Below are 26,417 nucleotides of genomic sequence, written 5' to 3' on the forward strand. Positions count from 1 at the left end.
CTCATGATCCATAAGCCTTTCTTCGAAGCAGTAAATACAGGAATAATACACTACCCACAACTCCCACCGTCAGACTGATTGAAAGTTGATAAGGATAAATAATCAATTGACCCAAAATGTCGCAGACCAGAACGAAAATCGCACCAAGTACTGCCGTATGAGGTAACGTATCACGCAAGTTATCCCCTTTGTAGAGTGTTACGATATTCGGCACGACAAGGCCCAGAAACGGAATTGTGCCTACCGTAATAATCACAACCGCTGAGACCATCGCCACCAGAATCAGGCCGATATTCACTACTCGACGATACGCCAACCCAAGGTTGATTGAGAAATCTTCGCCCATTCCTGCAAGTGTAAAACGATTAGCAAACAGGTATACGATAATGAGCAACGGGATACTGATATAGATCAGTTCATAACGGCCCTTCATGATGGTGGAGAAGTCACCCTGCAACCAAGACGAGATGTTCTGGATCAGATCGTTTTTGTAAGCAAAAAATGTCGTGACGGAGCTTACAATGTTGCCAAACATAAGACCTAGCAGAGCAATATATATCGTATCCTTAAACTTGACTTTCTCCAGAATTCGCATAAAAATCAGCGTTCCTGCCAGAGCAAAGGCAAAAGCGACCAGCATTTTTTGCAGAGGGGATGCTCCGGGAAACCACATTAACGTCACAAGAATACCCAATCTCGCTGAGTCCATCGTTCCTGCTGTTGTTGGGGATACAAATCGGTTGCGTGTCAGTTGCTGCATAATCAGTCCGATTACACTCATGCTGATCCCGGCGACAAGAATGCTGATCAGGCGGGGAAACCGGCTAACTTGTAATACCTGTAGCTGGACAGAGGACAAATGAAATATATCCAATGGCGAAATGTCTGAATTGCCAATAAATATGTATACGATAGATAAGACAGCCAATACGATCAACATATAACCTAACTTCATCTCTCTACTAATCCCCTTACCGATCGCCGTAAAACATTCGTAGTTGCTCTACCTCGCATCATTTGATATTGATACTCATTATCAATTACATAAATTATATCGACACTAAATTCATCATGTCAACCTCCGCTTGCTTCTTTTTTCTTAAATTTCATGAAACAACCTGAAATACATATAATATAGGATTAATAATATATAAGGAAAAAAGCCTTCCATGTGGAAGGCTTAATATTTATTATGGCGTGTAGTTAATCTGCAAAATAATCTTCAGGCACATAGCGAATCTCCGACTTCGCATAGATGCTTAGCGTGTGACTCTCCTTGTCGTACACGACCCGTTCACCATCTACGTAGTACCAGTGTTTCAAAAGGGGCTGATCTTTGCGTTGGACGAAGCGAAATACGTTCAGTTCCTGTCTAAGCTCCACAATCTGTTCCACAATCTGCTCGTCCAGACCCGTCACGGTAAATATGAAGCCTGTACCTTCCTGTTGGAAACGATAGGACAGGGAATCTGTTTTGCTATTAGCCAGTCCTCGCCCGGTCACCGCATGTTTGACCATAAACCATTCCTGTTGCGCCATACGTGTATATCCTCCTTCATCTTGGAGTTCATTTCATCAGCCATCTACGGCAAATCAATAATCATATAGAACGTATCTTCGTTTGCTTGCAGTTCGATTGAATCTCGCTGTTCCACACGAGCCGTGTCACCTTCGCTCAACAGGTACTCTCCATCCAATCCCAGCTTGCCTTCGATGGAGAAAATGTACATCCGACGGCCTGCATCCTGATTAAAGGTAAACGTTTCGTCTTTGGCTAATCGGCCAAGGTAGATCGTCATATCCTGATGAATGCTCGCAACTCTTGGTCCTCCATCTGGGGATACAATCGGCACGAATGCTCCTGCCAGTGCCGCTGGATCAAATGATGTGGTCTCATACGAGGGTTGCAGCCCTTTCGTATGCGGCATGAACCAGAGCTGAAGCAGACGTACTTCTTCGGTATCGGATGCATTATGCTCGGTATGAATCATGCCACTGCCTGCTGACATTCGCTGAATACCGCCAAAACCTGTAACGGCGACATTACCCAGATTATCTTCATGTCGTAGCTTGCCTCTGAGTACGATGGACACAATCTCCATATCACTATGCGGGTGAGCTCCAAAACCGCGACCAGGCGCAATTACATCGTCGTTCGCTACCCGCATTGGTCCAAACGCCGTATTCTCCGGGTCTTGGTATTCTCCGAAAGAAAAGCTGTGACTACCACGGAGCCAGCCTCGATCAAAGCTGGAGCGGGCATCGGATGGAATGACGTTAATCATAAAATGCATCCTCCTTATTTTTTCTTAGTTGCATACTTATTCTCATTGTAACAAACCACAGGCATGTCGTCCAAACTAAAAAAGTTCTCTACCGATCAGGCCGGTTCGCAAATACAATTTCCGAACCGGCCTGGCCAATAAAGAACCTCGTTACAGGACTAATCCTGAACTTCATTATTAATTTAACAATCGTTAGTCACTTCAAGCACTCACATTCTGGCGAGCGTTCCCCTGTCTGGAGAAAAGATAATCCACAGCCAGAAAACGGCTTCCTGTGAAAAGCAGTGTCAGTGAACCCGCCAACAGCAGGTAATCGAACTCGGTACCACTCATGAATGGCTGACCCACTTTGGCTGTAAGCAGAACACCACCCATAACGATAACAAACAGAGCAGCAAACACACGTGTTCCGAGACCCAGAATCATCGCTGCACCACCTACCAACTCAATAATCGCTACAACGGATGCGAGAAATCCGGGAATACCGATACTTTCAAAAAATCCTACCGTACCGCTAATTCCACCTTCGAATTTACTCCAACCATGCAATACAAAGATCAAACCAATCATAATCCTGGAGAAAAGCAGTCCAATCTCTACACTTTTATTATTCATGTTCATCTTCCTTTCTCGTTATATTCGACATATTCGACCTCACATTTACCCAGATTAATCTATCCGATGGACCAAACAAACAAGATAGACAGCAATAGAAAAACAGTAGCCGACATCAGAACAGCATAACGTGGCAATCTCAGCGTCACGTCCTTTTCCGGGTCCAATAGACGTGAAATTCGGACATTCACCGACGTATCTGCAAATGAGGATTGAACGGTCAGGTCTTTTGCTCCCCAAGGTTCAGGACAAGCACGGAGCAACTTGAGCAAAGCACTGCCAATGCCTGCCACATTGCCTGTACGCTCAATGGCCTCATTGTCTGCCAGAATTTCTCGAACGATATGATATTGCTTTGAAGTGTGCTTTAAGACAGGAATATACGGCATCATAATTGCAAATACCGATAGCAGTGTCGTCTTCAGAGGGTCACGGTGCCACAGATGGTGTACTTCATGATAGACAACCGCTACTTCCTCTTCCGCATCAAGCATGTCCAGTAGCCCAGTGGAAAGTACAATATAGGGCCTCCATAGACCAATGGTAAATGCGACGGGTGAAAGCTTGTCCACCACAATGAAACTTGGCTGTCCTAGATCATGATATGTGGACTCCAACTCACGGGATAGCGCCCGAATCTCCATGGAGCGGAGCTTGTGGATCGCTGCCCGTGTTTTCATCATACGTACCGTTAGCAACCAGCCTGTTCCCGCAAATGTCAGCAATACCAGTGCCAGCAGGAAATGTCCCACGGATAACCAACCCAGTCGACTCATCCAATGATTGCAGAGCCAGAGCAGATTAAACGGGATATCCCAGCCAAAGATTTTGTACATCGCGTACATGAACATCTGCATGAACACGAGTAACGGAATGCCAAACCCGACGGTAAACAAAAGTTTCGAGCGGGTCTTCCACATATTAATCGCTATCCTTTTTCCACTGCTTGATCTTCTGTTCCAGGCGTTCAATCAGACCTGCATCTGCTTCGTCCAGCGCATCCAGCATATGATTCAATGCCAAAGCTCCGAATTCATCCACCAACTCATGTGACAGTTCCTTGGATTGGTCGTTCATAAACTCCTCCTTGCTCTGTACCGGTTGGTACAAAGATGTTCTGCCCTTTTGTGACTTTCCGAGAAGTCCCTTATCCACGAGCCGGTTCATCACGGTCATGACTGTATTAAAATTGACGTCTTTGTCTTGTTCAAGTGCGGTCTGCACTTCACGGATGCTGCTGCCAGGACGAGCCCATAAAATGTCCATAATCTTGGCCTCCAGCGGACCGAAAAATCGGTTGAGCCCACGCTCACCCACTTTGAAATTGTGTATTCTCATGTTCTGACACCCCTCACACTACCCATTGTAGTGCCATCAAATGAGAAGTCAACCTCTATGTCAGCTATTTTATGTAAATGATTTGTAAATTTGTTTTCCATTTCAGCAAAAAAAAGCGAAAAACCGGGAAATTCCGTACGTTCACGGTTTGCCCGGTCTTCACCGAATATCAGTCCATATGATGTTGTGAGAACATGGTTTTACTGTGCTTTATTTTCCATCCTGTGACGGCATATGTGCAGAAATATCCACACCAAGTCCATGAGCCAAACGTCCGCCAAGCTGTCCATCCGCCCGGAAGAAGTGGCACAGGGCACGCATTTGAATATCAACAGATACTCCCTTGAGGTCATTGATCAGATTATCCAGCAAATGCTGCTGCTCTACAGGGGTAAATGAACGGAAAAGCTCTCCTGCTTGCGTGTAATCATCCGTTTTTTCGATTTTCTCGCGTGTAACATGCCCTTGCAATGGAACCTGACTGTCCCGGTATGCCGGATCTTCCTGCGGGCTGTTTCCGGAACTGTTCGGTTCATAGTTCACCGGAGATGGGTCCTGATTCACATTCATGAGTCCATCACGCTGGTGATTACGAACAGGTGCGTACGGGCAATTCACCGGAATCTGCAAATAGTTCGTTCCAAGACGGTGCCGCTGTGTATCTGGATAGGAAAATAGGCGTCCTTGCAGCAATTTGTCTTCGGAAGGCTCAATTCCGGGTACAAGCGCACTAGGAGAAAAGGCCGCCTGCTCCACTTCAGCAAAGAAGTTTTGCGGATTCCGATTCAGGGTCATGGTCCCTACTGTATGGAACGGCAGTACATCTTCAGGCCATGTTTTGGTTGGGTCGAGTGGATCAAAAGCAAAATCATCCATTTGCTCTGGCTTCAAGAGCTGTACCTGTAACTTCCACTGTGGGTATTGCCCGTTCTTGATATGTTCATGCAGGTCCCGGGTAGCATGATTAAAGTCTTGCCCCTGTACTTCGGCAGCTTCCTGACGAGAGAAGCCTCGTACGCCCTGTGCAGACTCCCATTTGTATTTCACATAGTGGACCTGCCCTTGTGCATTAATCCATTTGAAAGCATGTACGCCGAAACCATCCATCTCACGATAACTTGCCGGTGTGCCCAGATCTGAGAACAACCAGGTCATCATATGTGTTGATTCTGGAGAGAGGGTCATAAAGTCCCAATATCGGGCGGGTTCCTGAATGTTTGTATCCGGAGCCGGCTTCAGAGAGTGAACCATATCGGGAAACTTCATCGCATCACGAATGAAGAACACAGGCAGATGGTTACCGACGATATCATAGTTACCTTCCCGAGTATAGAATTTGACAGCAAATCCACGCGGATCTCGTGCAGTCTCCGGTGATCCTGTACCATGAATAACGGTCGAAAAACGAACCAGCACATCCGTCTCCGTACCCGGATCTTGCAGGAAGTCCGCTGTTGTATAAGCCTTCATACTCTGCTCCAACGTGAATACACCATGAGCTCCGGCACCTCTTGCATGTACGACTCTTTCGGGAATACGTTCACGGTCAAAGTGGGCAATTTTCTCAATGAGATGGTAGTCTTCAAGCAGTGTCGGCCCTCTTCTGCCTGCTGTGCGGGAATTCTGGTTGTCACCTACAGGTGCTCCCTGATTCGTTGTCATACGTTCTGTCATCCTGTCGTCCTCCTCTAATGGGTCTCACGGCTGCTATATATCTACTATTAAAATCATATTCGGCTTCGATATAAATATACATTTAGACTTGATCTAACTGTTAAATTGATTCTAACATGTCACACTCTGCTCTTGCATGAGGTTCACATGAGATTAAGATGAGATTCTTCAACACTTCATGAATGAACTATGAACATGTCTTTAAGGAAATGGTTCGGATGTACTCTATCTATTAGGCTTTACCCGAAAATACATGAGGTGAACGATAAAATTAGGCAAGAAAAAAAGCGGACTAATCCGCCAGGCGGTAGCCCACTCCTCTTACTGTTACGATATATTGAGGCGAAGACGCGTTATCGCCCAATTTTTTGCGTAAGCTTTTGATATGAACATCGACCACATTACTTCCACCCGTAAAGTCTGTCTCCCAGATATCGCTGAGCATCTCCTCACGGGAAATGACTGCACCTTTGGCATCAATCAGCTTGAGTAACAAATCATATTCGGTCTTGGTTAGATGAATTCGGTTATTATCACGCTGCACACTCATCCGTTCACGATCGAGCCACAGATCTTTGAATCCGACACGCTGCCCTTCCTCAGGCAAAAATCCACGTTTGGGCAGAGCAGGACTGTTGCCAATCATACGCTGCACCCGGTAAAGTGCTTCCTGCGGGCGTGCAGGCCACACCAGCAATTCCTCCTGAAGCATCGGTCCACTCGCGCTGCCGATCATCTTCTCACCGACCAGATACAAACAAGGGGTTGTATGCTCAGCCTCACGATTCAATCGGCTGCTAATACCGGCAAATGCATCGATCGTTCCGGCAACAGACAGATCATAGATCAACAGATCGAAGACAAGACGCTCATGCAGATCCGGTTCCCAGCGATGAAAGACCAGTACATCGAAGCAGCTATCCGTTAAGGCCTTTACCAGTTCATGAACCTGCCCTGGCATCGGGCTAATCAGAATAACACGCCTTGTAACAGGACAATTGTCCACAAGGGGTGCTGCATCAGACAAAGCGGGTTTAACCCTAAGCGGTAAGCGGCGGCCAGGAACTTTTATTTTTACTTGATCCGTTTGTTTCTGCATTCCCCGCAGACACCTCCAAAGACCACATGAGCATGATCGATTGCATATCCGGTTTCTTCAGCTACCTGTTTCATCCATTGTGGAGGAACCTCTGTCATCACCTCGTCCACTTTGCCGCACACTTCACACATAATGTGCTGATGATCATCCATACGGGCATCGTACCGGCTTGCTGTCTCTCCGAGTTTAAGCTCCCGTATCAATTCTTTGTCCGTCAGATAACGAAGAGAATTATACACCGTACCATAGGCCAGATTATATCCTTGTTCCACAAGTCGATTCATAACATCAGCAGCTGTCGGGTGATCCTCCGAATGGCGCACCACATCATATACCGCTTGCCGTTGTATCGTCAGATTTAAAGTTCTCACAACCATTTCTCCTTTATCATTGATCCATTTTATATGAAATCAGACACTGATCTTCTACTTATGATGGTCTTCCCTAAAAAGAAGGAATACATTTTGATTTAGATTAAGTATAAATCTTATTGTATATTGAAGTCAATATCCACGCCAACATCCTGTATATGCAAATAAAACACCTTTCCCAGCAATCTCCTCATAATTTTGGGATAATATGGTTCGCTACGACACCACTTTTCAGATAAAATATAGGGATGTGCGTAAAAAGGGGGGAATGTCGGTTGTTTAGCACTTTTTTCATTAATATCTGTGTCATGATTACGTTTATGTATGTGTCCGCGATCATCGCGAAGTTCTATAATATCCGATTGCCTTTTCCCTCATTACGTGTTCAGTTGATCGGTGGCTTATTATTCGGTATATACGGCACGGTACTCATGAACTATTCTTTCCCTCTAAACGAGACTACGATTGTAGATCTACGGCATCTGGCCATCGTTACCGCAGCGGTATATCTGGGAGGATTGGCTTCGGTCGTTACGGGGCTTGTGATCTCGGTCCTGCGTATTCTGATGTTCGGTATATCATCCTCTGCCATAGATGCAGGATTTGTCATGACTCTGATCGGGCTGTCCGGTGTATACTTCGCCTATGCTTCCTGGTCCAGACTGACCAAAATTATTACGATGAATCTGCTCGGCATAACGTTAATCTTTATTATCCTTATGTTGAATACGGACAGCATGAATTCATTAATGAAGGTATATCCGTTACAAATGACCATTTCCTTTGTCGGTGGAATATTTATCTATTTCATCGCAGAATTCATCAATAAATCCAATGAGATGTTATTTCTTTTGGAGAGAAGAGCATCTACCGATCATCTTACCAACCTTAGCAATCGGCGACAGTTCGAAAAATCACTTCTATCGGAACTTCAGCATGCGCGGGATTACCAACAAAAGCTGTCCTTGCTTGCCATCGATATTGACCGATTCAAAAAGGTAAACGACACCTTTGGTCATTCGGCTGGCGATGCCGTTCTGAAGCAACTCGGACAACTTCTTGTTGAACACGCACGTTCCGCCGATATCGTATCAAGAAACGGTGGTGAAGAATTCGCTATTCTCTTGCTTGACTGTGGACAACGGCAGGCCATGGCTATCGCCGAATCTATCCGTCAGGCAGTAGAGAAATATCACTTTGCCCTGCCTGACGGGCACACCACACGTCTAACCATCTCCATTGGTGTAGCCGTGTATCCGGATCATTGTGTGGATCATGACGATAACGACTTCTTCGAACAGGCTGACCGTGCACTATACGAAGCCAAGAATACAGGACGTAACCGTGTATGTATCTTACCTTTACGGTCCTTCCCTCTTACACTTTAAAGCTGGCATGCTCCACTTCAAAAAGGGATGTCCTGCACGCCCAATCAGGCGTACAGGACATCCCTTGATTTATACCTCAATACACATCATCTCAGACGAATACCTGACTGGAATCAGGCAAGTATACCCTCAATCTCCTCGATAATGGAAGCATCCAGCTTCACGCCAGATGCAGCCGCATTTTCTTTTACCTGCTCAGGACGACTCGCCCCTACAAGTGCACTGGATACATTGTTCTGGCGCAGAATCCAGGCCAAGGCCAGTTGCCCAACCTTCAGATCCAGCTTGTCCGCCACTTCAATCAATTGACGAACTTTCCCGATGCGATCCGCATTGATCTTCCCTTCGTCCCATCCTAGCTTAGCTGCACGACTATTCTCGGGGATATCTGAAACGGACGTATATTTCCCCGTCAATAGACCTTGAGCAAGCGGGGAATATACCACTTGTCCGATACCCTTACGCTCACCCAGCGGAATAATTTCATTTTCGATATAGCGGTCAAACATATTGTACACCGGCTGATTCACCACGATATGATCCAAGAGCAATCGATCTGCTGTACCCAAGGCAGCTTCCATCTGAGCCGCAGTCCACTGGCTGACACCAACATACAGCACTTTGCCCTGACGCACCAGATCATCGAGCGCGCGGAGTGTTTCTTCAATTGGTGTCTCGGTATGATAGCGATGGCAGTAATAGATATCCACATATTCAACGCCTAAGCGCTTCAAGCTGGCTTCACATTGTTCCTTAATATGTTTACGAGAGAGCCCCTGGTCATTCGGACCATCCCCCATTTTGCCAAATACTTTCGTTGCAAGCACGTAGGAGTCACGAGAATACGCTTTGAGCGTCTGTCCAAGCAGTTCTTCTGCTGCACCCCGTTCGTACACATTGGCTGTATCAAAAAAGTTGATGCCTTCATCGAATGCAGTTTCAATTGATTTCACCGCATTTTCACGTTCCACATACCCTCCGTACGTCAGCCAGCTTCCAAGGCTGATCTCGCTTACTTTCAGTCCGCTTCCACCCAATCTGCGATAATCCATTGATTGCATATCCTCCTCTATGGTTATAAAGATGAAGTTCACATTCTATTGTAACGTAATCAGCTCGGATTAAAAGGGCTTTGACGCAGAAAATGGAAAAATCCAAAGGGGAACAAAGAAGCGCACCCGTAGCAGGTGCGCCAACTGAGATAACTCTCCATCCGGCTGCTCGTTTAAGGCAGAGTAATACTCAATGCATTCAACAGATCAGCTTGTCTGACCGGCTTCGTCAGAACAGCATCAAAGGTTTCCGCTTCATGCGGGTCAATGTGCATACCATATGGAATCAGAGCAATGACGGGCAGGTTCTCCAGCCGTTGTTTCATTTCATGTACAAAATCAACTGCGCCGCCTTCCTGTAGTCCCATATCTACAACGGCCACATCCGGCTTGAAGCCCTCCTTGATCCACTCATGCGCTACACTCGAACCTGAGGTCATATGCACATCCATCTCCCATCTGCGCATCAGGGAAGAAACACCTTGCAATATATCAGGGTCCTTGGCAAGCAGCACCTTTTTCCCTTTTAACCGCTGCTGAATACTTGCCAGTTGAGGTAACTCCCAGTATCTGCCTAAGGGAAGGGCAATATGGAATTCCGTCTCGTTCTCCCCCGCACTACTCACCTGAATACGGCCATGCATGAGAATGGCAAGATTTTGGCTTACTGCCAAACCCAGATTGCTTCCGATCAGTTTTTGGATATCCAAATTTTCATCTTGGCCGTTTACGGTACGCAATCTCTTATCGGATAACATCTGACCGGTGTACTTCACCTTGAGCAGAAGTGTTCCCGTCTCCTCTGTGTCTTCTCCGTTCACCACTGCCGTGATGAGAACTGAGCCTTCACGCGTTGAATCAAGAGCATATTGAATGACATGTGCAAGCATCTGTCCAATCTTGGTCTCATCACCCACAAATACTTGCGACACATTCAAATCAAGATTCAATCCCAGTTCAACATTCTTGCCCGTTGCCATTCCGGCATAGAGATAAACGGTATTTTCAATGGTGCCGACCAGATCGAACGGATCATCATGGATAACTGTTTTGCCTGCCTCATTAATATTGAAGTTCATCATATTGTTCAACAACGAGAGTAGTATATTGCCACTCGTCTCAATCATATTTACATACTCCGATTGCTCCTCAGGCATATCCGGTGTACGCATCAGATCCGTCAGTCCCAGAATGCCGTTCAACGGATTGCGAATCTCATGACTCATCAGCTTTAACATCTGCGATTTGGTCATGGCCTCGGATTCGGCGCGTTCTTTCTCTGCCTGGAGCTGCTCTTTCATTTGCTCCGAATCACTCAATTTTCGTTCCTGAACATGCAAGGTGCTCTCCAGATCCACAACATATCCCAGAAAGACAGCCATCGCGTTCAGCGTCTTCATGTCCGTTTCACTGATTACATAACCAGCGTTGTCCATTAGACATATCGTTCCATATGCTTCGCCAGATCTTCGCATGATAGGTACCCCCACGAAGAAACGACTCCCAAGCCCACTCGTGACGTCCATGGAGCGTGTCATTGGGTTCTCACATGTATTCTGGATGGTAAGAACGCTACCCTTATCTTTTAATACCAAACTGCAATATGATTCGTTAAATGAAAGCTCACTGCCTTTAACAATCAACTCTTCCGTACGATTAAAGGCCTCCAAAATGACATTCGTCACCCCATCATTCGTGGCAACGAAGATGGTATTGACCTTCAATATCCCGCTTAATACGTCCACGATATGGGCCGCAGCTTCCTTTATGTCTTCATAGAAGCCTCTCGTAATGCCTTCTGCCGTCCCCATGATTCACCCCTCTTGTCTTAGCTGCACTTTCAAATCTGTATATCAGAATGTTTAATCACGTACAAGGGTTCATCAAGAATCCGAATATCTGTCACAATCTATACTTATATGATTAACACCGTAGAAGTAAAAGAGAATCATACTCCCTGCCAATAGCCCCTTTTTGGACAAAAGCAGGTCTTGAACGGATGATTTAACAAACCTAAATGTATTGCAAATTGCCTTTTCAGATGTTCAAAGTTCATCTTGTCCAACTTCGGTTATTTTACATGCAGAATAACTAGAAATTATACGCTTCTACTCAGACTTTGGGAACCTTTATCCGCAGTAATTAAAGGAAAGTCCACTTTGTCCAGTAAGTTGTGTGACCATTATCACACCCAAAAAACCACATATAGTTTATAAATGGATAATACAAATCTACATATAGTATTTAACGTGAATAAAAGGATCATCAAATCATTTTAGGAGGAACCTTACATGAACTTGCTTGAGTATGCCACTCCACCGGCATCCGATCTATTATCCGACCTGGGAAGACGAATTATTGGCGCTGAAGACGCCGATACGCTGAGGGAAAATGCGAATCTGAACGGGGACTCCTTCAGCGGCAAGATGAGCAGGCTCGGTTCGGAGACCGCCAAGTGGCATGCTCTGCGTCATGTGTTGCCGGAAGAGCTTGCTCAAGCTGTGGAGAGTGGGGATCTGTATGTACACGATCTGGATCAGTATGCACTTGGTACAACCAACTGCATCTTTATCCCGTTTGACCGTCTGCTGGCTGCGGGTTTCAATACAGGTAACGGTTCGGTTCGCACACCTCAGACGATCATGTCTGCAATGGCTCTGGTTGCAATCATCTTCCAATCCCAGCAGAACAGTCAATATGGCGGCGTATCGGCTAATAAGATTGACTGGGATTTGGCCCCTTATGTACAGCGATCGTTCCGCAAACATTATCGCAAAGGACAACGGCTTTTTGGTGAGCATGCTCTGCTTGAAGATGAACAACTTTATCTGGACAGCATTGAAGCGAAGAATCAGTGTCCGCGGGCATATGCCTTCGCCTACGAAGAGACTGAACTGGAGACAGGACAAGCTGCCGAATCGCTGATTCATAACCTGAATACGATGAGCAGTCGGGCAGGTGGTCAGATTCCGTTCACTTCTCTGAACTATGGTTTATGCACATCAGCGGAAGGACGGTTGGTATCACGCTCATTGCTGGAAGCAACCATCCGTGGCCTGGGCAACGGGGAGACTCCCGTGTTCCCACAACATATTTTCCAATGTAAACAAGGGATCAACCAGGCTCAAGGCGAGCCAAACTATGATTTGTTCCGCCTCGCGGTCACGTGTTCATCCCGGCGGATGTATCCTAACTTTGTCAATGTGGATGCCTCGTTCAATCTGCCTTTCTATCGTCCGGAAGATCCGGATACGATCATCGCAACCATGGGATGCCGCACACGTACACTGGCTGACCGGTTTGGTCGTAATCGTCAAAGTGGTAAAGGGAATCTGTCTTTTAATACTATTAACCTGGTCAAGCTCGGCATTCGGTTTGGCATCTGCCAAGGCAACAGAGCGGTTGCCGATCGGGCGGGATTCTACACTGCACTGGAATCCGTGATGCAAAATGCTGCGGATGGTCTGCTGCATCGGTATCGTATCCAGACCGTGCAACCTGCGAAGGCGTCAGACTTCATGATGCGGGAGGGGGTATGGGAAGGCGGAGAGCAACTTGCTCCGAATGAACCCGTTGGGGATCTATTAAAGCATGGAACGTTATCCCTGGGTTTTATCGGTCTAGCTGAATGTATGACAGCTCTCTATGGACGCCATCATGGACAGGACCCTCATGTGCATCGTGAAGCGCTGAACATTATACGCACCATGAGAGAGTTCTGTGATCAGATGAGCGAGCAGCATAACTTGAATATCACCCTGTTTGCTACACCTGCTGAAGGGTTATCCGGCAAATTCACGAAGATCGACAGAGCGCGATATGGGCTCATTCCTGAAGTTAATGATCGGGAGTATTATACGAATTCATTCCACATCCCGGTCTATTACACTCTTCCAGCCTATCGCAAGATTGAACTGGAGGCCCCGTTCCATACTTTATGTAATGCGGGAGCAATCTCCTATGTGGAGCTTGACGGCAACGTTCGAGCCAACACCGCAGCTTTCCTGCGAATCGTGCAGTATGCACTGGCGCAGGATATCGGGTATTTTTCCATTAATCATCCCATTGATCGCTGCCCTGCATGTGGTTATGAAGGTGTTATCGGGGAGGTATGCCCAGGCTGTGAAGCCCACGAGAACCATGTACACTTCCAGCGGTTACGCCGTGTGACCGGCTATCTGACCGGAGATTACAAAGTGCGCTTTAATGCTGCGAAGCAGGCTGAAGTGCGGGATCGGGTGAAACACCGGTGAATCTATATGGATACATTCCGGAATCAGTGAATGAGGGAACCGGCCTGCGTGCGGTGTTGTTCATCAGCGGATGCCGTCACGCCTGTCCAGGCTGCTTCAGTCCGGATTCATGGAGCTTTCGAGCGGGTGAGCCTTTTACAGAGGAGCGGCAGCAGCAGATTCTGCATGAAGTGACGAACCATCCGTTGCTCGATGGCGTGACGTTGTGTGGCGGTGATCCCTTTTTCTCGGCAGCAGAATGTGCGAACTGGGTTCAGCAGCTCCGCACGGCACGTCCTGATATGACAGTATGGGCTTATACTGGATTCGAATATGAAGAGCTGATGACTGACCCTGCGAGAGCGGAGCTTGCCCGACTATGCGACGTCATTATCGACGGTCGATATATTCAAGCTGAGCGTGACGTCTCTCTGCCCTTCCGTGGCAGTCGGAATCAACGCTTGATTGATGTGCCTGCAACACTAACCACTCAAACCATCGTTACGATGCAGCTCAGTATGCTGTAAGGCACGGGTCCCGCGGACTCGTGTCTTTTTGACGTGCAGCCAATTCATCTCTAAAGAATTATGTTTTATCCATTCTCTCTATTTTCTTCTCTATTGCATGACGATATATTATATAGGTAGTTATTAATTTAGCATTTAAAATTTAACCGTTTACATAAGGTAACCAGGGAGGAATCATCTTTTATATGGATATTGTTCAAGCATTGATTACATGTATGCCTTTCTTTCGAGATACGATTCGTCAGGATGTAACCCTCTCCGTTATTGATCATGAAAAATTCTTATATTTCTCAGCAGGAGAATCGTTAAAGCAACTGAATTATCAACCCGGTGACCCTCTATTGGATGGAAATCGAAATTTTGCTGATCTCAACGGCGGTACAGTCAAACGATTCGATCACTATCCTAAAGATTTGTTCGGTGTTCCTTTTGACGTGGCCTTTATCCCCATTAAAAATGAACAAGGTGAAGTCATCGCCCTGTTTAACCTGCTCTACAGTATGGATGACCAGGACCAGCTGCAACAACTCATGGATGCTACCGAAAACCTGACCAACCAGTTAATTGACAGTGTACAGCATGTGGCAGCACACTCCGAGGAACTCAGTGCCACCACCGAAGAGATCCGGAACAATTCCAAACAAGCCGTACAGAAATCAGGAAATGTAACTCAAGTCGCCAGCTTCATTCGTGAAATCTCCGAACAAACCAATCTGCTCGGCTTGAATGCAGCCATTGAAGCGGCTCGTGTAGGTGAAGCAGGTGCAGGTTTTGGCGTTGTTGCCAAAGAAATTCGCAAACTGTCCGTGGATACCAAAGAAGCAACGGCCCGTATTGAAGATTCTCTTCTCTCGGTTCGGCAATCCATTCAAGGCATGGAGAATGAACTAGGTGAGATCACTGCAAGCTCCCAAGAGCAGGCTGAACTCGTAAACAATTTCATGAGCACAATTGAGCAGCTGAACGAAACCAACAAACAATTGAAGCAATTTGTGCAAAAAATGATTACGTTTGACGGAAAATAAAATACGTGCGATGGCAAAGCATTTTGCATAATTCTATTGCTACCGCTCAGGATAAAAGAGTTGGACAGGAAGAAGCATCCTGATCCAACCAGCTATAGACCAACAAAAGCCTCCGAAAACATTCGGAGGCTTTTTCATTAGCTATATTCAACTTAACGAATCTCGAAGTGACTGATACGTACACCTGCCGACAGCACAATGTATACATCCTGCGCGCCTGATGCACCTGTGAGTTCTGCCTTCACGGTAGACCACTGCTGGGCTTCGCCTTGTACCAGTTCCACACGTCCTGCGAGTGTACCATCTGGTGAGCCGAGTCGCACTTCCAACACAGCGCCAGCTTGTTCTGCGGAGACACGTGCTTCCATTGCTGCTGCCCCACTACCCAGATCGGCATCTTTGAAGGCAATCCATCCTTGCTCTCCAACGACACGGACAGCACTTCCGCCCTCTTTGCTCTCATCCAGGTCAACACCCAGGTAAGCATCATAATTCTCGGCACGGGTGGCGACACTCAAATTACGAGCAGGGATCGTCTCTCCTTCTACCGTCAGGTCTGCAACCAGCTGAACATCGGAGGAAGACTTGGCAACCATAATGGAGTAAGTTCCACTTTCCACAACATAGCGATCACGAGTTACATCCCAGATGGCCAGTTCCTGAACAGGCAAGGTAAAACTAACTTTAGCTGTAGCTCCCGCTTCGATATGAAGACGACGGAATCCTTTTAACGTTTTGAGTGGACGTTTCACGCGGGATTTGCCTGCACGAACGTACAACTGTACAACCTCGTCACTGGCGATTGAACCGGTATTGGTCACATCTACGGTTACCGTAACGTTGCCCTCTGTACTCACTTGAGCCGGGCTAAGTTTCAAATTGCTGTATTTAAATGTTGCATACGTCAGACCATGTCCAAACGGATACAGTACATTGCCTTCAAAATATTGATACGTCCGACCGGATTGAATAATATCGTAATCCTTAATGTCAGTCAGTTGATCTGCCGATTGTACCCACGTCATATTGAGACGGCCTGCCGGCGCGTAGTCGCCATACAATACGTCAGCTACTGCGTTACCCAGTTCCTGTCCTGCGTGTGAAGTATACAATACCGCCGGGATATTGTCCTGAACCCAGTTGGATGTGAACGGATAACTACCTACGATGACAACTACCGTGTTCGGGTTCGCGGCATAGACCGCTTCAACCAAACGTTGCTGGGATTCAGCCAGATCCAGACTTGGACGGTCAATCTCTTCTTTCCCATTGACAAGCGGATTATTACCTACAAAGACAAGCGCCGTATCCGCAGCCTTGGCAGCTGCTACTGCTTCTTCGAGTCCATTCACAATCACATCCTGCTTGAATGTCTCTGTGGTACCGAAGGTTTTCAGATCTTCAGACACTGTGAATGCATCGTTCCCGCCATTAGGTGCAGTCACCGTTTTGCCATTCCATGTGGTGAGACCTACACTGCCATCCTCTTGTGGTAACAGGTGGAATACTTCCTTCACGAACCAGCCATACACTTCATCTGCGGAAGCCGTTACGGTCTCTTCATCTGTCGTCAGATATTTGCCGTTGCTTTCTGCCTGCAAAGTAAAACTTCCGAAGCCCCAGTCGGACACCATGAACGTCTCCGCTTCTCCCGATGCAATAACAGGTGATTTCTCACCTGCCGCCAGTCCAATCTTCTTCCCATTCGCCACGGAAGTTAACGTAATGCGGTCATTTCCATCCTTGAACGCTACTTTGTCGCTGCCTACTTTGCCACGGATCGCCTCAAGTGGGGATACGTTATACGGCATGGTACCTGCATACCAGTCACGATAGACGGTTCCGCCCAATTGACCAATGACAACCACTTTACCTGCCTTCGTTTTGTCCAGCGGCAGTGTGCCTTTGTCATTTTTGAGCAATACCACTTGTTCTCTCGCGGCTCTGAGCGACAGTTCTTTTGCTTTCTCCGTCATCATGGACTCTTCACCAATAGCAGCGTACGGGTTGCCTTCTTCCGGATCGAACTCTCCCAGACGGAAACGCACACGGAACGTATTAAACAACGCCTTGTCGATGTCATCCATCGTGAGTGTACCTTGTTCCAACCCTTCACGCAGCGCCTGTTTGGACAGCTCAGCATCATCGGTGATGCTATCAATTCCTGCCTTTACGGACTCTACCGTACCCGGTGTGTGGGAATCATAGTATTTATGATCGTTCTTGATGCCCATTACGTCGCCTGCATCACTGACAATGAAACCATCCATGCCCCATTCGCCTTTAACAATCTCGTTTACAAAAGGATGCAACAACGCTGGCGTACCATTAATGGAGTTGTACGCAGTCATCATGGACTGTGCGCCGCCTTCTTTGAATGGCTTCTCGAATGCTTTCAGATAATATTCACGCATGTTGCGCGGATCAATGCTGGACGAACCACTTCCACGATCAACTTCGTTATTATTCGCAAGAAAATGCTTCAACGTAGCTACCGCTTTGTAATACTTCGGATGGTCGCCCTGAATTCCTTTGACCAATGCTGTCGTCAGCTCGGCTGTCAGTTCCGGATCTTCACCATACGCCTCTTCATTCCGTCCCCAGCGCGGGTCACGTTCCATATCCACTGTAGGTGCCCACAGCGTAAGACCGTTCACTGCCGGATTGCGCTTATAAAATACACGTGCCTCGTCTCCGAGAACGGAGCCAATCTCCTTCATCAGATCCGCATCCCATGTGCATGCCAACCCTACCGGTTGTGGGAAGGATGTTGCTTCTCCAAGCCAGGCCAGGCCGTGGGCCGCTTCCGTTCCGTGTTTGTAAGCAGGCACACCCAAGCGATCTACTGCTGGCTGATATTGCAGCATGGATTCAATTTTTTCATCTTCAGTCAAGCGGGATACAAGATCTTTCACGCGGGAATCTAACTCTAGTGCTGTATCTTGAAACGGATATTTCGTTTGGTTGGTAGTCATATGGAATCTCCTTTGGTTATCGGTAATTAGGACGTGTCTCAAAACTCACAGTTAAAATGATAGCGAATACATATCTCAAGAAAAAATGGTGGTTTATTCGGATGAATTCGTTCTTCCAATGGTTAGATTAATCCTTTTATAATCAACGTTCACAGGTGTATACCTCTATTTCATTTTCAAAACCTAAAACGGTTTCGGTAATCTTATCATATAGCATGTTTAACAAAAAAAATAGAGGTTCTGCGCAGGAAATTGTGAACATCCCCTCTGCAAAATCTGAACAGCACCGTTTTTTCCTGGCATAGTCTGGCAATCATGAATAAGAGTACAACGATGTGCACTGAACGATATGCGAATCAACCGAATGAAGATAAATAAGGAGGAAGACTAATGAACGACAATCAGCAGCCCAAGACGGGTCTGCCGCCCGTCCCCGAATCACTTTGGCGTGCTACGCATGAATTCGACGCCTATCCTAAACTGACTGAAGATATCACCGCTGATGTAGCGATTATTGGTGCCGGTATTGCAGGCATTACTACCGCTTATCTGCTGGCACAGACGGGTATGCGTGTGGTCGTGCTGGAGGCTGGAAAAGTATTGGATGGCACGACCGGTCATACCACCGCCAAGGTATCTGCCCAACACGGCGTCATATTTGATGAAATTATGCATCACTTCGGACAAGAGCAGGCTCGGATGTACTATGAAGGTAATGCCGATGCCGCCAAGTGGATGCGCAATCTGGTGAAGGAAAAACAGATTGATTGCCAGTGGGCAGAGGAAGATGCCTACGTCTACATTCAATCCGAGGAAAACATCAAAAAACTGGAGATCGAGCTGACCGCTTATGGGAAACTCAATATTCCTGGTGAGTGGGTTGATCCCCTCCCTATTCCAGTTCCCGCCAGAGCAGGCATTCGCATGCCGGGTCAGGCACGCTTTGATCCACTGGCCTATCTGCACTACTTGCTCGATTCCGCTGTGAAACAAGGGGTGCGTATCTATGAGCACACCACCGTAACCGATGTAGAGGAAGATGCTTCACTACATGTCAGAACATATGGAGATGGTCCATCCGTAACAGCGGAACATATTGTCGTGGCTTCTCATTTTCCCGTCTATGATCCCGGATTTTATTTCACACGATTACATGCCGAGCGATCGTACGCCGTATTAGTCGAACCGGAAAAACCGTATGCTGGTGGCATGTATATCTCGGACGATACACCATACCGATCTCTGCGTACTGTCCTTCATGAGGGAAAAGAACTCATTCTCTTCGGGGGAGAAAATCACAAAACCGGACAAGGCATCTGCACCTTCGGTCATTATGAACGCCTGGAGCAATTCGCAGCGGAGACATTTGGTATCCGCAACATTCCTTTTCGCTGGTCAGCTCAGGATCTGATCTCTATTGACAAGGTGCCTTACATTGGGCCGATTACTGGAAGACATGAACGTGTCTATGTGGCGACCGGGTTTGCCAAATGGGGAATGACAACGGGCACGATGGCAGGACACATTCTTGCAGATCGCATCACCGGTCGTGACAATCCACATGCTGCCATATTTGATCCGGCAAGATTCAAGGCCGATCCTGGCATGAAACATTTTATTGTGGAAAATGTGAATGTAGCCAAGCAATTAATCTCCGGTAAAGTAGGCATTGTGCACAAAAATGTTAGCGATATTGGCGAAGACGAAGGGGCCGTCGTTCGTCATAACGGCAAACGTGCTGGCGCCTATAAGGACACCACTGGCAAGCTGTTTCTGGTGGATACCACCTGCACCCATCTGGGGTGCGAAGTCGAATGGAACGAGGGCGAGCGTTCGTGGGATTGCCCATGCCATGGTTCACGCTTCGATTATGCAGGCCATGTCATTGAGGGCCCTGCTGTGGAAGACCTTAAAGTTCTGGATGCACAAGAATAACCGACATTTAGCGATTAACCTGTAAACCAAAGAAACAAAAGTTCATCTCACAGACCGGATCGGAATCCGCCTCCAGACGGAAGTAACCGATCCGGTTTTTTCGTATGCTGAATTATAGCTGAACAGACAGCTTCAGCTAAGCGTCAGTATTAAACAAACTTCTTATCGATAAATCGTGATACGGAACTATTTTAAAGTCACTACCTTGCATTAAACAGTACCGAAATGCTATGATAACTTCACCACTACTGAACAATATACACTAGCGATAAATGAAGCTATTTAGGAGGAACCTGTGTGAATGTGAACATCCAGTTCAAAAAAGGAGTATTGGAGCTGTGCGTCCTGGTATTAATTAACCGCCAGGATCGGTATGGCTACGAACTGGCTCAGGCGGTCTCCAAACATATCGAAGTTGCTGAGGGCGCACTGTATCCCTTGCTTCGCCGGCTTGTAAATGACGGGTACTGCACCACCTATCTGCAAGAATCAAGCGAAGGACCGCCGCGTAAGTATTACCGACTGTCCGATACAGGTCGCGACTATATGACGGCACTGACGACAGAGTGGAATGAATTTGTGCGCAATGTCGCAAATCTGATTGAGGAAGGAACTCATAATGAATAGACAACAATTTATGCAGGCCATGGAAATTCATCTCCGGCCGATGGAACCGCAGGAACGGGCAGAGTTGCTCGCCGACTATGATCAACATTTCGAGCTTGGACTACGAGAAGGCAGGCTGGAAGAAGAGATCGCTCGGGAACTCGGACAGCCGGAAGAAATCGCCAAGGAAGCACTCGGTGATCGTTATGACATGCATACGCCGGGTTCAGATGCGTTCTATGCACCGACGTATCGCGAAATGCGGTCACCCAGAAACAACACCAGAGCCACTCGCAACTTCTTCACAGCCGTTGGCCTGTTATTCCTGAATCTGATGCTTGGCATTCCACTTGGTCTTACTCTATGGTCAGTATGGCTTACGCTCGCGAGCTTGTCCTTACTGGTTCTTGCACCTGTCGCAGCGGTTGTGGACTTCGTGTTCTTGGGTCAACTCGATAAGGCTGAGATTTTCGTGGGGATTGGTGCATTCGGTGTCGGCATTTTGTTTGCCCTTGCATCGAAATCCGTGTATAGAGCCTTCAAAAACATCACTATTCGATACATTAAATGGAATAAAAATACGATGAAAGGAGATGTTTCCGCATGAGCACCAAGAAATGGCTTGCGCTTGCCGTGATATGTATCGGAATAGGTTTGCTCGGAACATCCATCTATGGCGTTCAGTTCGGGGATGAACGGGAGCATTATTCCAAACGATGGGATTTCAAAGCGGATGAATTGCAGAACATTATGATGAATGCTAATTTCAGTGCAGATATTGAATTTGTTGTAAGCCCGGACTCGAATGGTTATATCGAAGTGGATGGTAAATGGGACCCTGCCGTAGTCAAAAGCTTCGAACAAGCCACCTTATCGAATGGCACCTTCCAACTGTCACAGACAGAGCGTGAACGATTGCAATTTTTCACCCTGTACTGGAATGATCAAGACTCCACAATAACCGTTGCCCTGCCTGAAGAACACCAATTAAATGAGGTTAAGCTGGACTCCTCTTCAAGTGACTGGGATCTAACTGATCTGAGTGCCAATAAGCTTGAGCTGAATAACACCTCCGGTTCCATACGTCTGGAAAACATCAAGGCGTCCAAGATTGAATTGGCTCTAACTTCGGGTGATATTACTGCTTCCATGATTGATGGAGACATGACCGTGAAACAGACATCCGGAAGCTTCACTGCTGATCAGGTCGTTGGTCAAGTAAACAGTGATATTGAATCAGGAGATATTGAGATCACTGAATTAAATGGTGCGGCCGATGTTCAATTCACTTCGGGTAGCATTCATATTGAACAGTCCCATTCCGCCCCGATTAATGCGTCTGGAACATCAGGAGATATTTTCATTCAAGCTGCACCTGATTTCGACGGAATTTACGACGCTAAAGCTACTTCCGGAAGTGTCGATGTACCTGAATCCCCAATGGTGAGCCGGGAAGTGATCAAAGCCCGTACTTCTTCTGGCAGCATTGAGATTACCAAATAGATAGTGATGAAGCAAATTTCCGAACTGTGGGTAATATAGTATAATCAAATGCTAGTCCAATTCTAAGGAGGAATTATCCACATGGAACTTAAAAATAAAACAGCTGTCATCACAGGTGCCGGAAAAGGTATCGGTCGTGCCATCGCTGAAGCCCTTGCCAAAGAAGGTGTGCACCTTGGCCTTATCGCACGTACCGCTTCCGATCTACAGGCTCTTCAACAGTCTCTTAGTCAAGAATACGGTGTGAAAGTAACCAGTGCTGTAGCAGATATCTCGGATCGCACACAGGCGGAAGCCGCTGTAGCAGCCATTGAGATGGAACTTGGTGCGGTGGATATTCTGATCAATAATGCAGGTATCGCAAGCTTCGGCACACTGCTGGATATGGAGCCAGAAGAGTGGGAACGCATTCTGCATGTTAACGTTATGGGTACATATTACGTCACACGCGCTGTCCTTCCAAGCATGATCAAGGAAAGTAGCGGCAGTATCATCAATATTGCTTCCACTGCAGGTGAGCGCGGATTCGCTACAGGCTCAGCATACTGTGCGTCCAAGTTTGCGCTACTCGGCATGACCGAATCTCTGATGCAGGAAGTGCGCAAGTCCAACATTCGTGTGACCGCACTGACACCAAGCACAGTTAATACGGAGCTTGCGACCAATGCCGGACTTAAAATTGGCGACGAAGATCGCATGATGCAAGCGGAAGATGTAGCTGAACTTGCACTCGCAACGCTCAAGCTGTCCGATCGTGTCTTCGTTAAAGCAGCAGGCATCTGGACGACGAATCCACAATAGACAGTGTGCTTCTGACCTTTCCAACGAATCTCTCACACCTTATTGTGCTCTTTTGCAGGAAATGAGAAACGTAACGAATCTCAGCGACGTTACTTCGCCAGAAGTATGTGGAATGTAGCCAAATTACACACACAGCAGTGAAATAAAACGTCTGAGATTCGTTACATCCCAATGTCTGCTTAAAATCATCTAATAAGGCTCACTCAGTTCGTTAGAAATATTAAAAAGGACGTCTCCCATTGTACATGTATGCATGTTCGCATGTTCATGACTAGGGAGTCGTCCTTTTTTTATTCTACAAATGGTCCAAACCCAATTCCTTGGACACCGCAATGAGCACCACGGCAGGCTCCTCACCGATATTGGTCACTTCATGGGGCACAATCGCATTCCAGGTAAATGAGTCACCCACTTCAAGAACTTCCACATCTTCGCATTGCTCCGCGCGAATCTTGCCCTGTAACACCAGGTGGCTTTCTTCCCCCGCATGTTTGCTAATCCCTGTCGATGCGCCTGGGGGCAATTCTACAATGGACATACGCATGGCACCTTTGGCGGTAAGGTGCTGCACTTTGATCTGTCCACTACCGGCCGTCGTTTCCTTGCGTTCGTTTTTGCGTACCACGTTCATCCGTTGCTCCGGTGTCAACAGCAAATAAGGAAGTGGCACTTCCAGATAATCCGCAATACTCTCAAGCGTAGCAATGGAAGGGGACGTTTTGTTATTTTCTACGTTGCTGATAAAACCTTTGGACAAACCGGTTCCCTCACACATCTGCATGATCGTAATTTGTTTCTGCTTGCGGATCGTACGAATAGCCAAGCCGATATCCATCATGCGTCCCTCCCCTTCTAATGATCTATTTAAGACACCAGTCGTCCGCGTCGCTTCTTCAGGTTATCTATTCGGCACGTGTCTCAACAAATATAATCCGATTACCAAACGGATCTGTCACGGTCATTTCCCTTGAATTCCAAGGGGTCTCCTCGATACCGGGTCTCGCATGTTTGTACTCTTTCTGACGAAGTGCACCATGTAATGTATCCAAGTTATCCGTATCCACACGTAACGCAGCTCCAGGTGTACAGTCTCCATGATGTTCGGACAGATGAATCACAATGGAATCGAGCGAAACCTGCATGTACAAGGGCATATCCGGTTCGAATCGATGTTCCCAATCCAATTGGAAACCCAGGTATTCAAGGTAGAATTCTTTGGCCTTTTTTTCATCAAACATCCTTAGAATAGGCACAATACTCTTCAACATCCTGATCACGTCCTCGGGAATAAATTATGAACCATACGCAGAGACACTTCTTTTAGAGCCATTCAAGGTTTCTTATAAACAACATATATTCATCATACAAAAAAAGTATTGACCCTACAATCAAACCATGATAAATTTTGTTCATAAATAAGAATATTTATTTCATATTAGTGAACTTTACTATCAGAACAATATATAGTATGTAACTCATTTCTCATCAGGTGGTGTTTTCATTGAATTCTCCTTATATACATGAAGTCCGATTACCGAACCATTACAATTCTGATCAGCGTTATCCTGTCATCTTCGCCTTACATGGCATGGGATCAGATGAGCAAGATATGCTTCGTTTGATGGAGCCCCTACAGTCTGATTTTATTATCGTCGCCATCCGTGGGCCTATCGTTCAGGGTAGTGGTTATGCTTATTTTCAAATTAAAAGCATTGGCAATCCCATCCGCGAATTGTATGATGCCTCCGTGCTGGGACTGCAACAGTTAATTGTTGATCTGTCCGCCAAATATGCAATTGATCCCACGCGGCGTTATATTGCCGGATTCAGCCAGGGCGCCATTATGGCAATGACTCTATCGCTAATCATGGGAGATGCCATTAAAGGCATTGTAGCCATGAGTGGGTACATCCCGCAATTTGTGAAAGACGAGTACAAGCTGCAACCCGATTCGGAGCTGTCCGTGTTTATCTCGCATGGAGATCAGGATCATCTATTCCCGCTGCAACTGGGCGAAGATAACGCCAATTTCTTCCGTCAACATACCCATCACGTCACATATGTACCTTACAACGGTGGGCATCAAGTGACCCCCGATCTATATCAACAATTCCAACAATGGCTTCGGACGGATGCGAATCTGACTACCGAAGACCCGAAAGGACTGAATTCATAATGATGCCATCCCTGTTTATTGCTCACGGTGCCCCATCACTGGCACTGGAGGAGAATGCGTACACCGAATTTTTGCAGAAACTCGGACAGGAACTGCCGAAACCCAAAGCAATCGTATTGTTCTCTGCTCACTGGGAATCCACAACTCAGCTTGTATCCTCGGTAGCCAATTACGAAACCATCTATGATTTTGGAGGTTTCCAGCCCGAGCTGTACCAGATCAAGTATCCGGCTCAAGGACAGGCAGAAACCACTGCCGAAGTAGAGCGATTATTGGCAGAAGCCGGAATTCCGGTACAAACGGATGATGTTCGTGGCCTGGATCATGGCGCATGGGTCGTTCTGCGCCTGCTCTACCCGGATGCGGATATTCCCGTAATTGCCTTGTCTGTGAATCGCTATCTTACAGGTGAGCAGCAATATCAGGTCGGACAGGCACTCGCTTCCTTGCGTGAGCAAGATATTCTCGTCATTGGTAGCGGCGGAACCGTTCATAATCTGCGTCGATTGAACTGGGAAAGTAACGGCGTTGACCCGTGGGCATCAGAGTTCGACAACTGGCTGCATGATAAGCTGGTGAGTTGGGATACGGAGTCTCTCTTCTCCTATGATAAACTGGCACCTTCAGCTCAAGCGGCCGTGCCTACCCCGGAGCATTTTGTACCGCTGTTGCTCGCCATGGGCGCAGGTGATCAAAATAAGCGGGCCTCGCTTCTGTTCAAAGCCTATCAGTATGGCAACCTGAGCTTGTCCTGTTGGAAGTTTGATTAAAGAGGACGATGTGAAAGGTTAGTTTCACTTATATAGTAGATAAAA

25 protein-coding genes are annotated in these 26,417 nt (G+C 46.9%); 11 read left to right on the plus strand and 14 right to left on the minus strand.

Translation table 11 applies throughout. The annotated features are described in order from the left end of the window. Position 1 precedes the first annotated feature (1 nt). The 9 genes from NKT06_RS29245 to NKT06_RS29285 form a co-directional block, all read right to left on the minus strand. Positions 2-955: an ABC transporter permease gene (locus tag NKT06_RS29245; RefSeq protein ID WP_253441506.1), complete on the minus strand. Its 954-nt coding sequence runs from the start codon at positions 953-955 to the stop codon at positions 2-4. A 248-nt stretch (positions 956-1,203) separates the two neighbouring features. After that, entirely contained in the window at positions 1,204-1,539 is a 336-nt protein-coding gene (locus NKT06_RS29250) for a hypothetical protein (RefSeq protein ID WP_253441507.1), read from the minus strand. Between the two features lie 44 nt (positions 1,540-1,583). Further along, positions 1,584-2,285, minus strand: coding sequence for a pirin family protein (locus tag NKT06_RS29255; RefSeq protein ID WP_253441509.1), 702 nt, complete (start codon positions 2,283-2,285; stop codon positions 1,584-1,586). 201 nt (positions 2,286-2,486) lie between these two features. Continuing rightward, entirely contained in the window at positions 2,487-2,900 is a 414-nt protein-coding gene (locus tag NKT06_RS29260) for a DoxX family protein (RefSeq protein ID WP_253441511.1), read from the minus strand. A 59-nt stretch (positions 2,901-2,959) separates the two neighbouring features. Next, positions 2,960-3,820, minus strand: coding sequence for a M56 family metallopeptidase (locus NKT06_RS29265; protein ID WP_253441514.1), 861 nt, complete (start codon positions 3,818-3,820; stop codon positions 2,960-2,962). Position 3,821: 1 nt separating this feature from the next. Then, positions 3,822-4,238: a BlaI/MecI/CopY family transcriptional regulator gene (locus NKT06_RS29270; protein ID WP_017691824.1), complete on the minus strand. Its 417-nt coding sequence runs from the start codon at positions 4,236-4,238 to the stop codon at positions 3,822-3,824. A 210-nt stretch (positions 4,239-4,448) separates the two neighbouring features. Next, the gene (locus tag NKT06_RS29275) at positions 4,449-5,912 is read right to left on the minus strand and encodes a catalase (protein ID WP_253441516.1); all 1,464 of its coding nucleotides are present in this window, start codon (positions 5,910-5,912) and stop codon (positions 4,449-4,451) included. Between the two features lie 292 nt (positions 5,913-6,204). Beyond that, a complete protein-coding gene (locus tag NKT06_RS29280; RefSeq protein ID WP_253441518.1) occupies positions 6,205-7,011 on the minus strand; it encodes a winged helix-turn-helix transcriptional regulator in 807 nt (268 codons plus the stop codon). After that, on the minus strand, positions 6,987-7,382 hold the full coding sequence (locus tag NKT06_RS29285) for a Fur family transcriptional regulator (RefSeq protein WP_036612807.1): 396 nt from the start codon (positions 7,380-7,382) through the stop codon (positions 6,987-6,989). The genes NKT06_RS29280 and NKT06_RS29285 overlap by 25 nt, the downstream gene beginning before the upstream one ends. 275 nt (positions 7,383-7,657) lie before the next feature. Between NKT06_RS29285 and NKT06_RS29290 the strand changes: the two genes are divergently transcribed. Then, positions 7,658-8,770, plus strand: coding sequence for a GGDEF domain-containing protein (locus tag NKT06_RS29290; RefSeq protein WP_253441520.1), 1,113 nt, complete (start codon positions 7,658-7,660; stop codon positions 8,768-8,770). 113 nt (positions 8,771-8,883) lie between these two features. On the opposite strand, the gene NKT06_RS29295 is transcribed toward NKT06_RS29290, so the two are convergent. After that, positions 8,884-9,822 carry an aldo/keto reductase family protein gene (locus tag NKT06_RS29295; RefSeq protein WP_062836849.1) on the minus strand — a complete coding sequence of 313 codons (939 nt, stop codon included), beginning with the start codon at positions 9,820-9,822 and terminating at the stop codon, positions 8,884-8,886. A gap of 173 nt (positions 9,823-9,995) precedes the next feature. Further along, the gene (locus tag NKT06_RS29300) at positions 9,996-11,633 is read right to left on the minus strand and encodes an ATP-binding response regulator (protein WP_253441522.1); all 1,638 of its coding nucleotides are present in this window, start codon (positions 11,631-11,633) and stop codon (positions 9,996-9,998) included. Positions 11,634-12,113: 480 nt separating this feature from the next. Between NKT06_RS29300 and NKT06_RS29305 the strand changes: the two genes are divergently transcribed. The 3 genes from NKT06_RS29305 (at position 12,114) to NKT06_RS29315 (ending at position 15,606) form a co-directional block, all read left to right on the plus strand. Beyond that, positions 12,114-14,075, plus strand: a complete 1,962-nt coding sequence (locus NKT06_RS29305; RefSeq protein ID WP_253441524.1) for an anaerobic ribonucleoside triphosphate reductase — start codon at positions 12,114-12,116, stop codon at positions 14,073-14,075. Further along, entirely contained in the window at positions 14,072-14,581 is a 510-nt protein-coding gene (nrdG, locus tag NKT06_RS29310) for an anaerobic ribonucleoside-triphosphate reductase activating protein (RefSeq protein ID WP_253441533.1), read from the plus strand. Before NKT06_RS29305 ends, nrdG begins: the two co-directional genes overlap by 4 nt. A 185-nt stretch (positions 14,582-14,766) precedes the next feature. After that, on the plus strand, positions 14,767-15,606 hold the full coding sequence (locus NKT06_RS29315; RefSeq protein ID WP_074092610.1) for a methyl-accepting chemotaxis protein: 840 nt from the start codon (positions 14,767-14,769) through the stop codon (positions 15,604-15,606). A gap of 152 nt (positions 15,607-15,758) precedes the next feature. Here the strand turns inward: NKT06_RS29315 and NKT06_RS29320 are convergent, their stop codons facing one another. After that, positions 15,759-18,581 carry a glycoside hydrolase family 3 C-terminal domain-containing protein gene (locus NKT06_RS29320; protein WP_253441535.1) on the minus strand — a complete coding sequence of 941 codons (2,823 nt, stop codon included), beginning with the start codon at positions 18,579-18,581 and terminating at the stop codon, positions 15,759-15,761. Between the two features lie 390 nt (positions 18,582-18,971). Here NKT06_RS29320 and NKT06_RS29325 point away from each other — a divergent pair, with 390 nt between their 5' ends. The 5 genes from NKT06_RS29325 (at position 18,972) to NKT06_RS29345 (ending at position 23,426) form a co-directional block, all read left to right on the plus strand. After that, positions 18,972-20,516 (plus strand): FAD-dependent oxidoreductase, encoded by a 1,545-nt coding sequence (locus NKT06_RS29325; RefSeq protein ID WP_253441537.1) that lies wholly within the window; start codon positions 18,972-18,974, stop codon positions 20,514-20,516. Between the two features lie 297 nt (positions 20,517-20,813). Next, positions 20,814-21,143, plus strand: a complete 330-nt coding sequence (locus NKT06_RS29330) for a PadR family transcriptional regulator (protein WP_253441539.1) — start codon at positions 20,814-20,816, stop codon at positions 21,141-21,143. After that, the gene (locus NKT06_RS29335; protein ID WP_253441541.1) at positions 21,136-21,729 is read left to right on the plus strand and encodes a DUF1700 domain-containing protein; all 594 of its coding nucleotides are present in this window, start codon (positions 21,136-21,138) and stop codon (positions 21,727-21,729) included. The genes NKT06_RS29330 and NKT06_RS29335 overlap by 8 nt, the downstream gene beginning before the upstream one ends. Then, complete coding sequence (locus NKT06_RS29340) at positions 21,726-22,625, plus strand: DUF4097 family beta strand repeat-containing protein (RefSeq protein ID WP_253441543.1); 900 nt, start codon at positions 21,726-21,728, stop codon at positions 22,623-22,625. The genes NKT06_RS29335 and NKT06_RS29340 overlap by 4 nt, the downstream gene beginning before the upstream one ends. An 81-nt stretch (positions 22,626-22,706) precedes the next feature. Beyond that, a complete protein-coding gene (locus tag NKT06_RS29345; RefSeq protein WP_253441545.1) occupies positions 22,707-23,426 on the plus strand; it encodes a 3-ketoacyl-ACP reductase in 720 nt (239 codons plus the stop codon). 295 nt (positions 23,427-23,721) lie between these two features. Here the strand turns inward: NKT06_RS29345 and NKT06_RS29350 are convergent, their stop codons facing one another. Beyond that, a complete protein-coding gene (locus tag NKT06_RS29350; protein ID WP_253442881.1) occupies positions 23,722-24,261 on the minus strand; it encodes a helix-turn-helix domain-containing protein in 540 nt (179 codons plus the stop codon). Between the two features lie 67 nt (positions 24,262-24,328). Beyond that, positions 24,329-24,694: a glyoxalase superfamily protein gene (locus NKT06_RS29355; RefSeq protein WP_253441549.1), complete on the minus strand. Its 366-nt coding sequence runs from the start codon at positions 24,692-24,694 to the stop codon at positions 24,329-24,331. A 224-nt stretch (positions 24,695-24,918) separates the two neighbouring features. Here NKT06_RS29355 and NKT06_RS29360 point away from each other — a divergent pair, with 224 nt between their 5' ends. Together NKT06_RS29360 and NKT06_RS29365 are read left to right on the plus strand one after the other, a co-directional pair. Further along, positions 24,919-25,602, plus strand: a complete 684-nt coding sequence (locus NKT06_RS29360) for an alpha/beta hydrolase (protein ID WP_253441562.1) — start codon at positions 24,919-24,921, stop codon at positions 25,600-25,602. After that, complete coding sequence (locus NKT06_RS29365) at positions 25,602-26,372, plus strand: DODA-type extradiol aromatic ring-opening family dioxygenase (RefSeq protein WP_253441564.1); 771 nt, start codon at positions 25,602-25,604, stop codon at positions 26,370-26,372. Before NKT06_RS29360 ends, NKT06_RS29365 begins: the two co-directional genes overlap by 1 nt. The last annotated feature ends 45 nt before the right edge of the window (positions 26,373-26,417 follow it).

The sequence above is a fragment of the Paenibacillus sp. 1781tsa1 genome, assembly GCF_024159265.1.
Taxonomy (GTDB): domain Bacteria; phylum Bacillota; class Bacilli; order Paenibacillales; family Paenibacillaceae; genus Paenibacillus.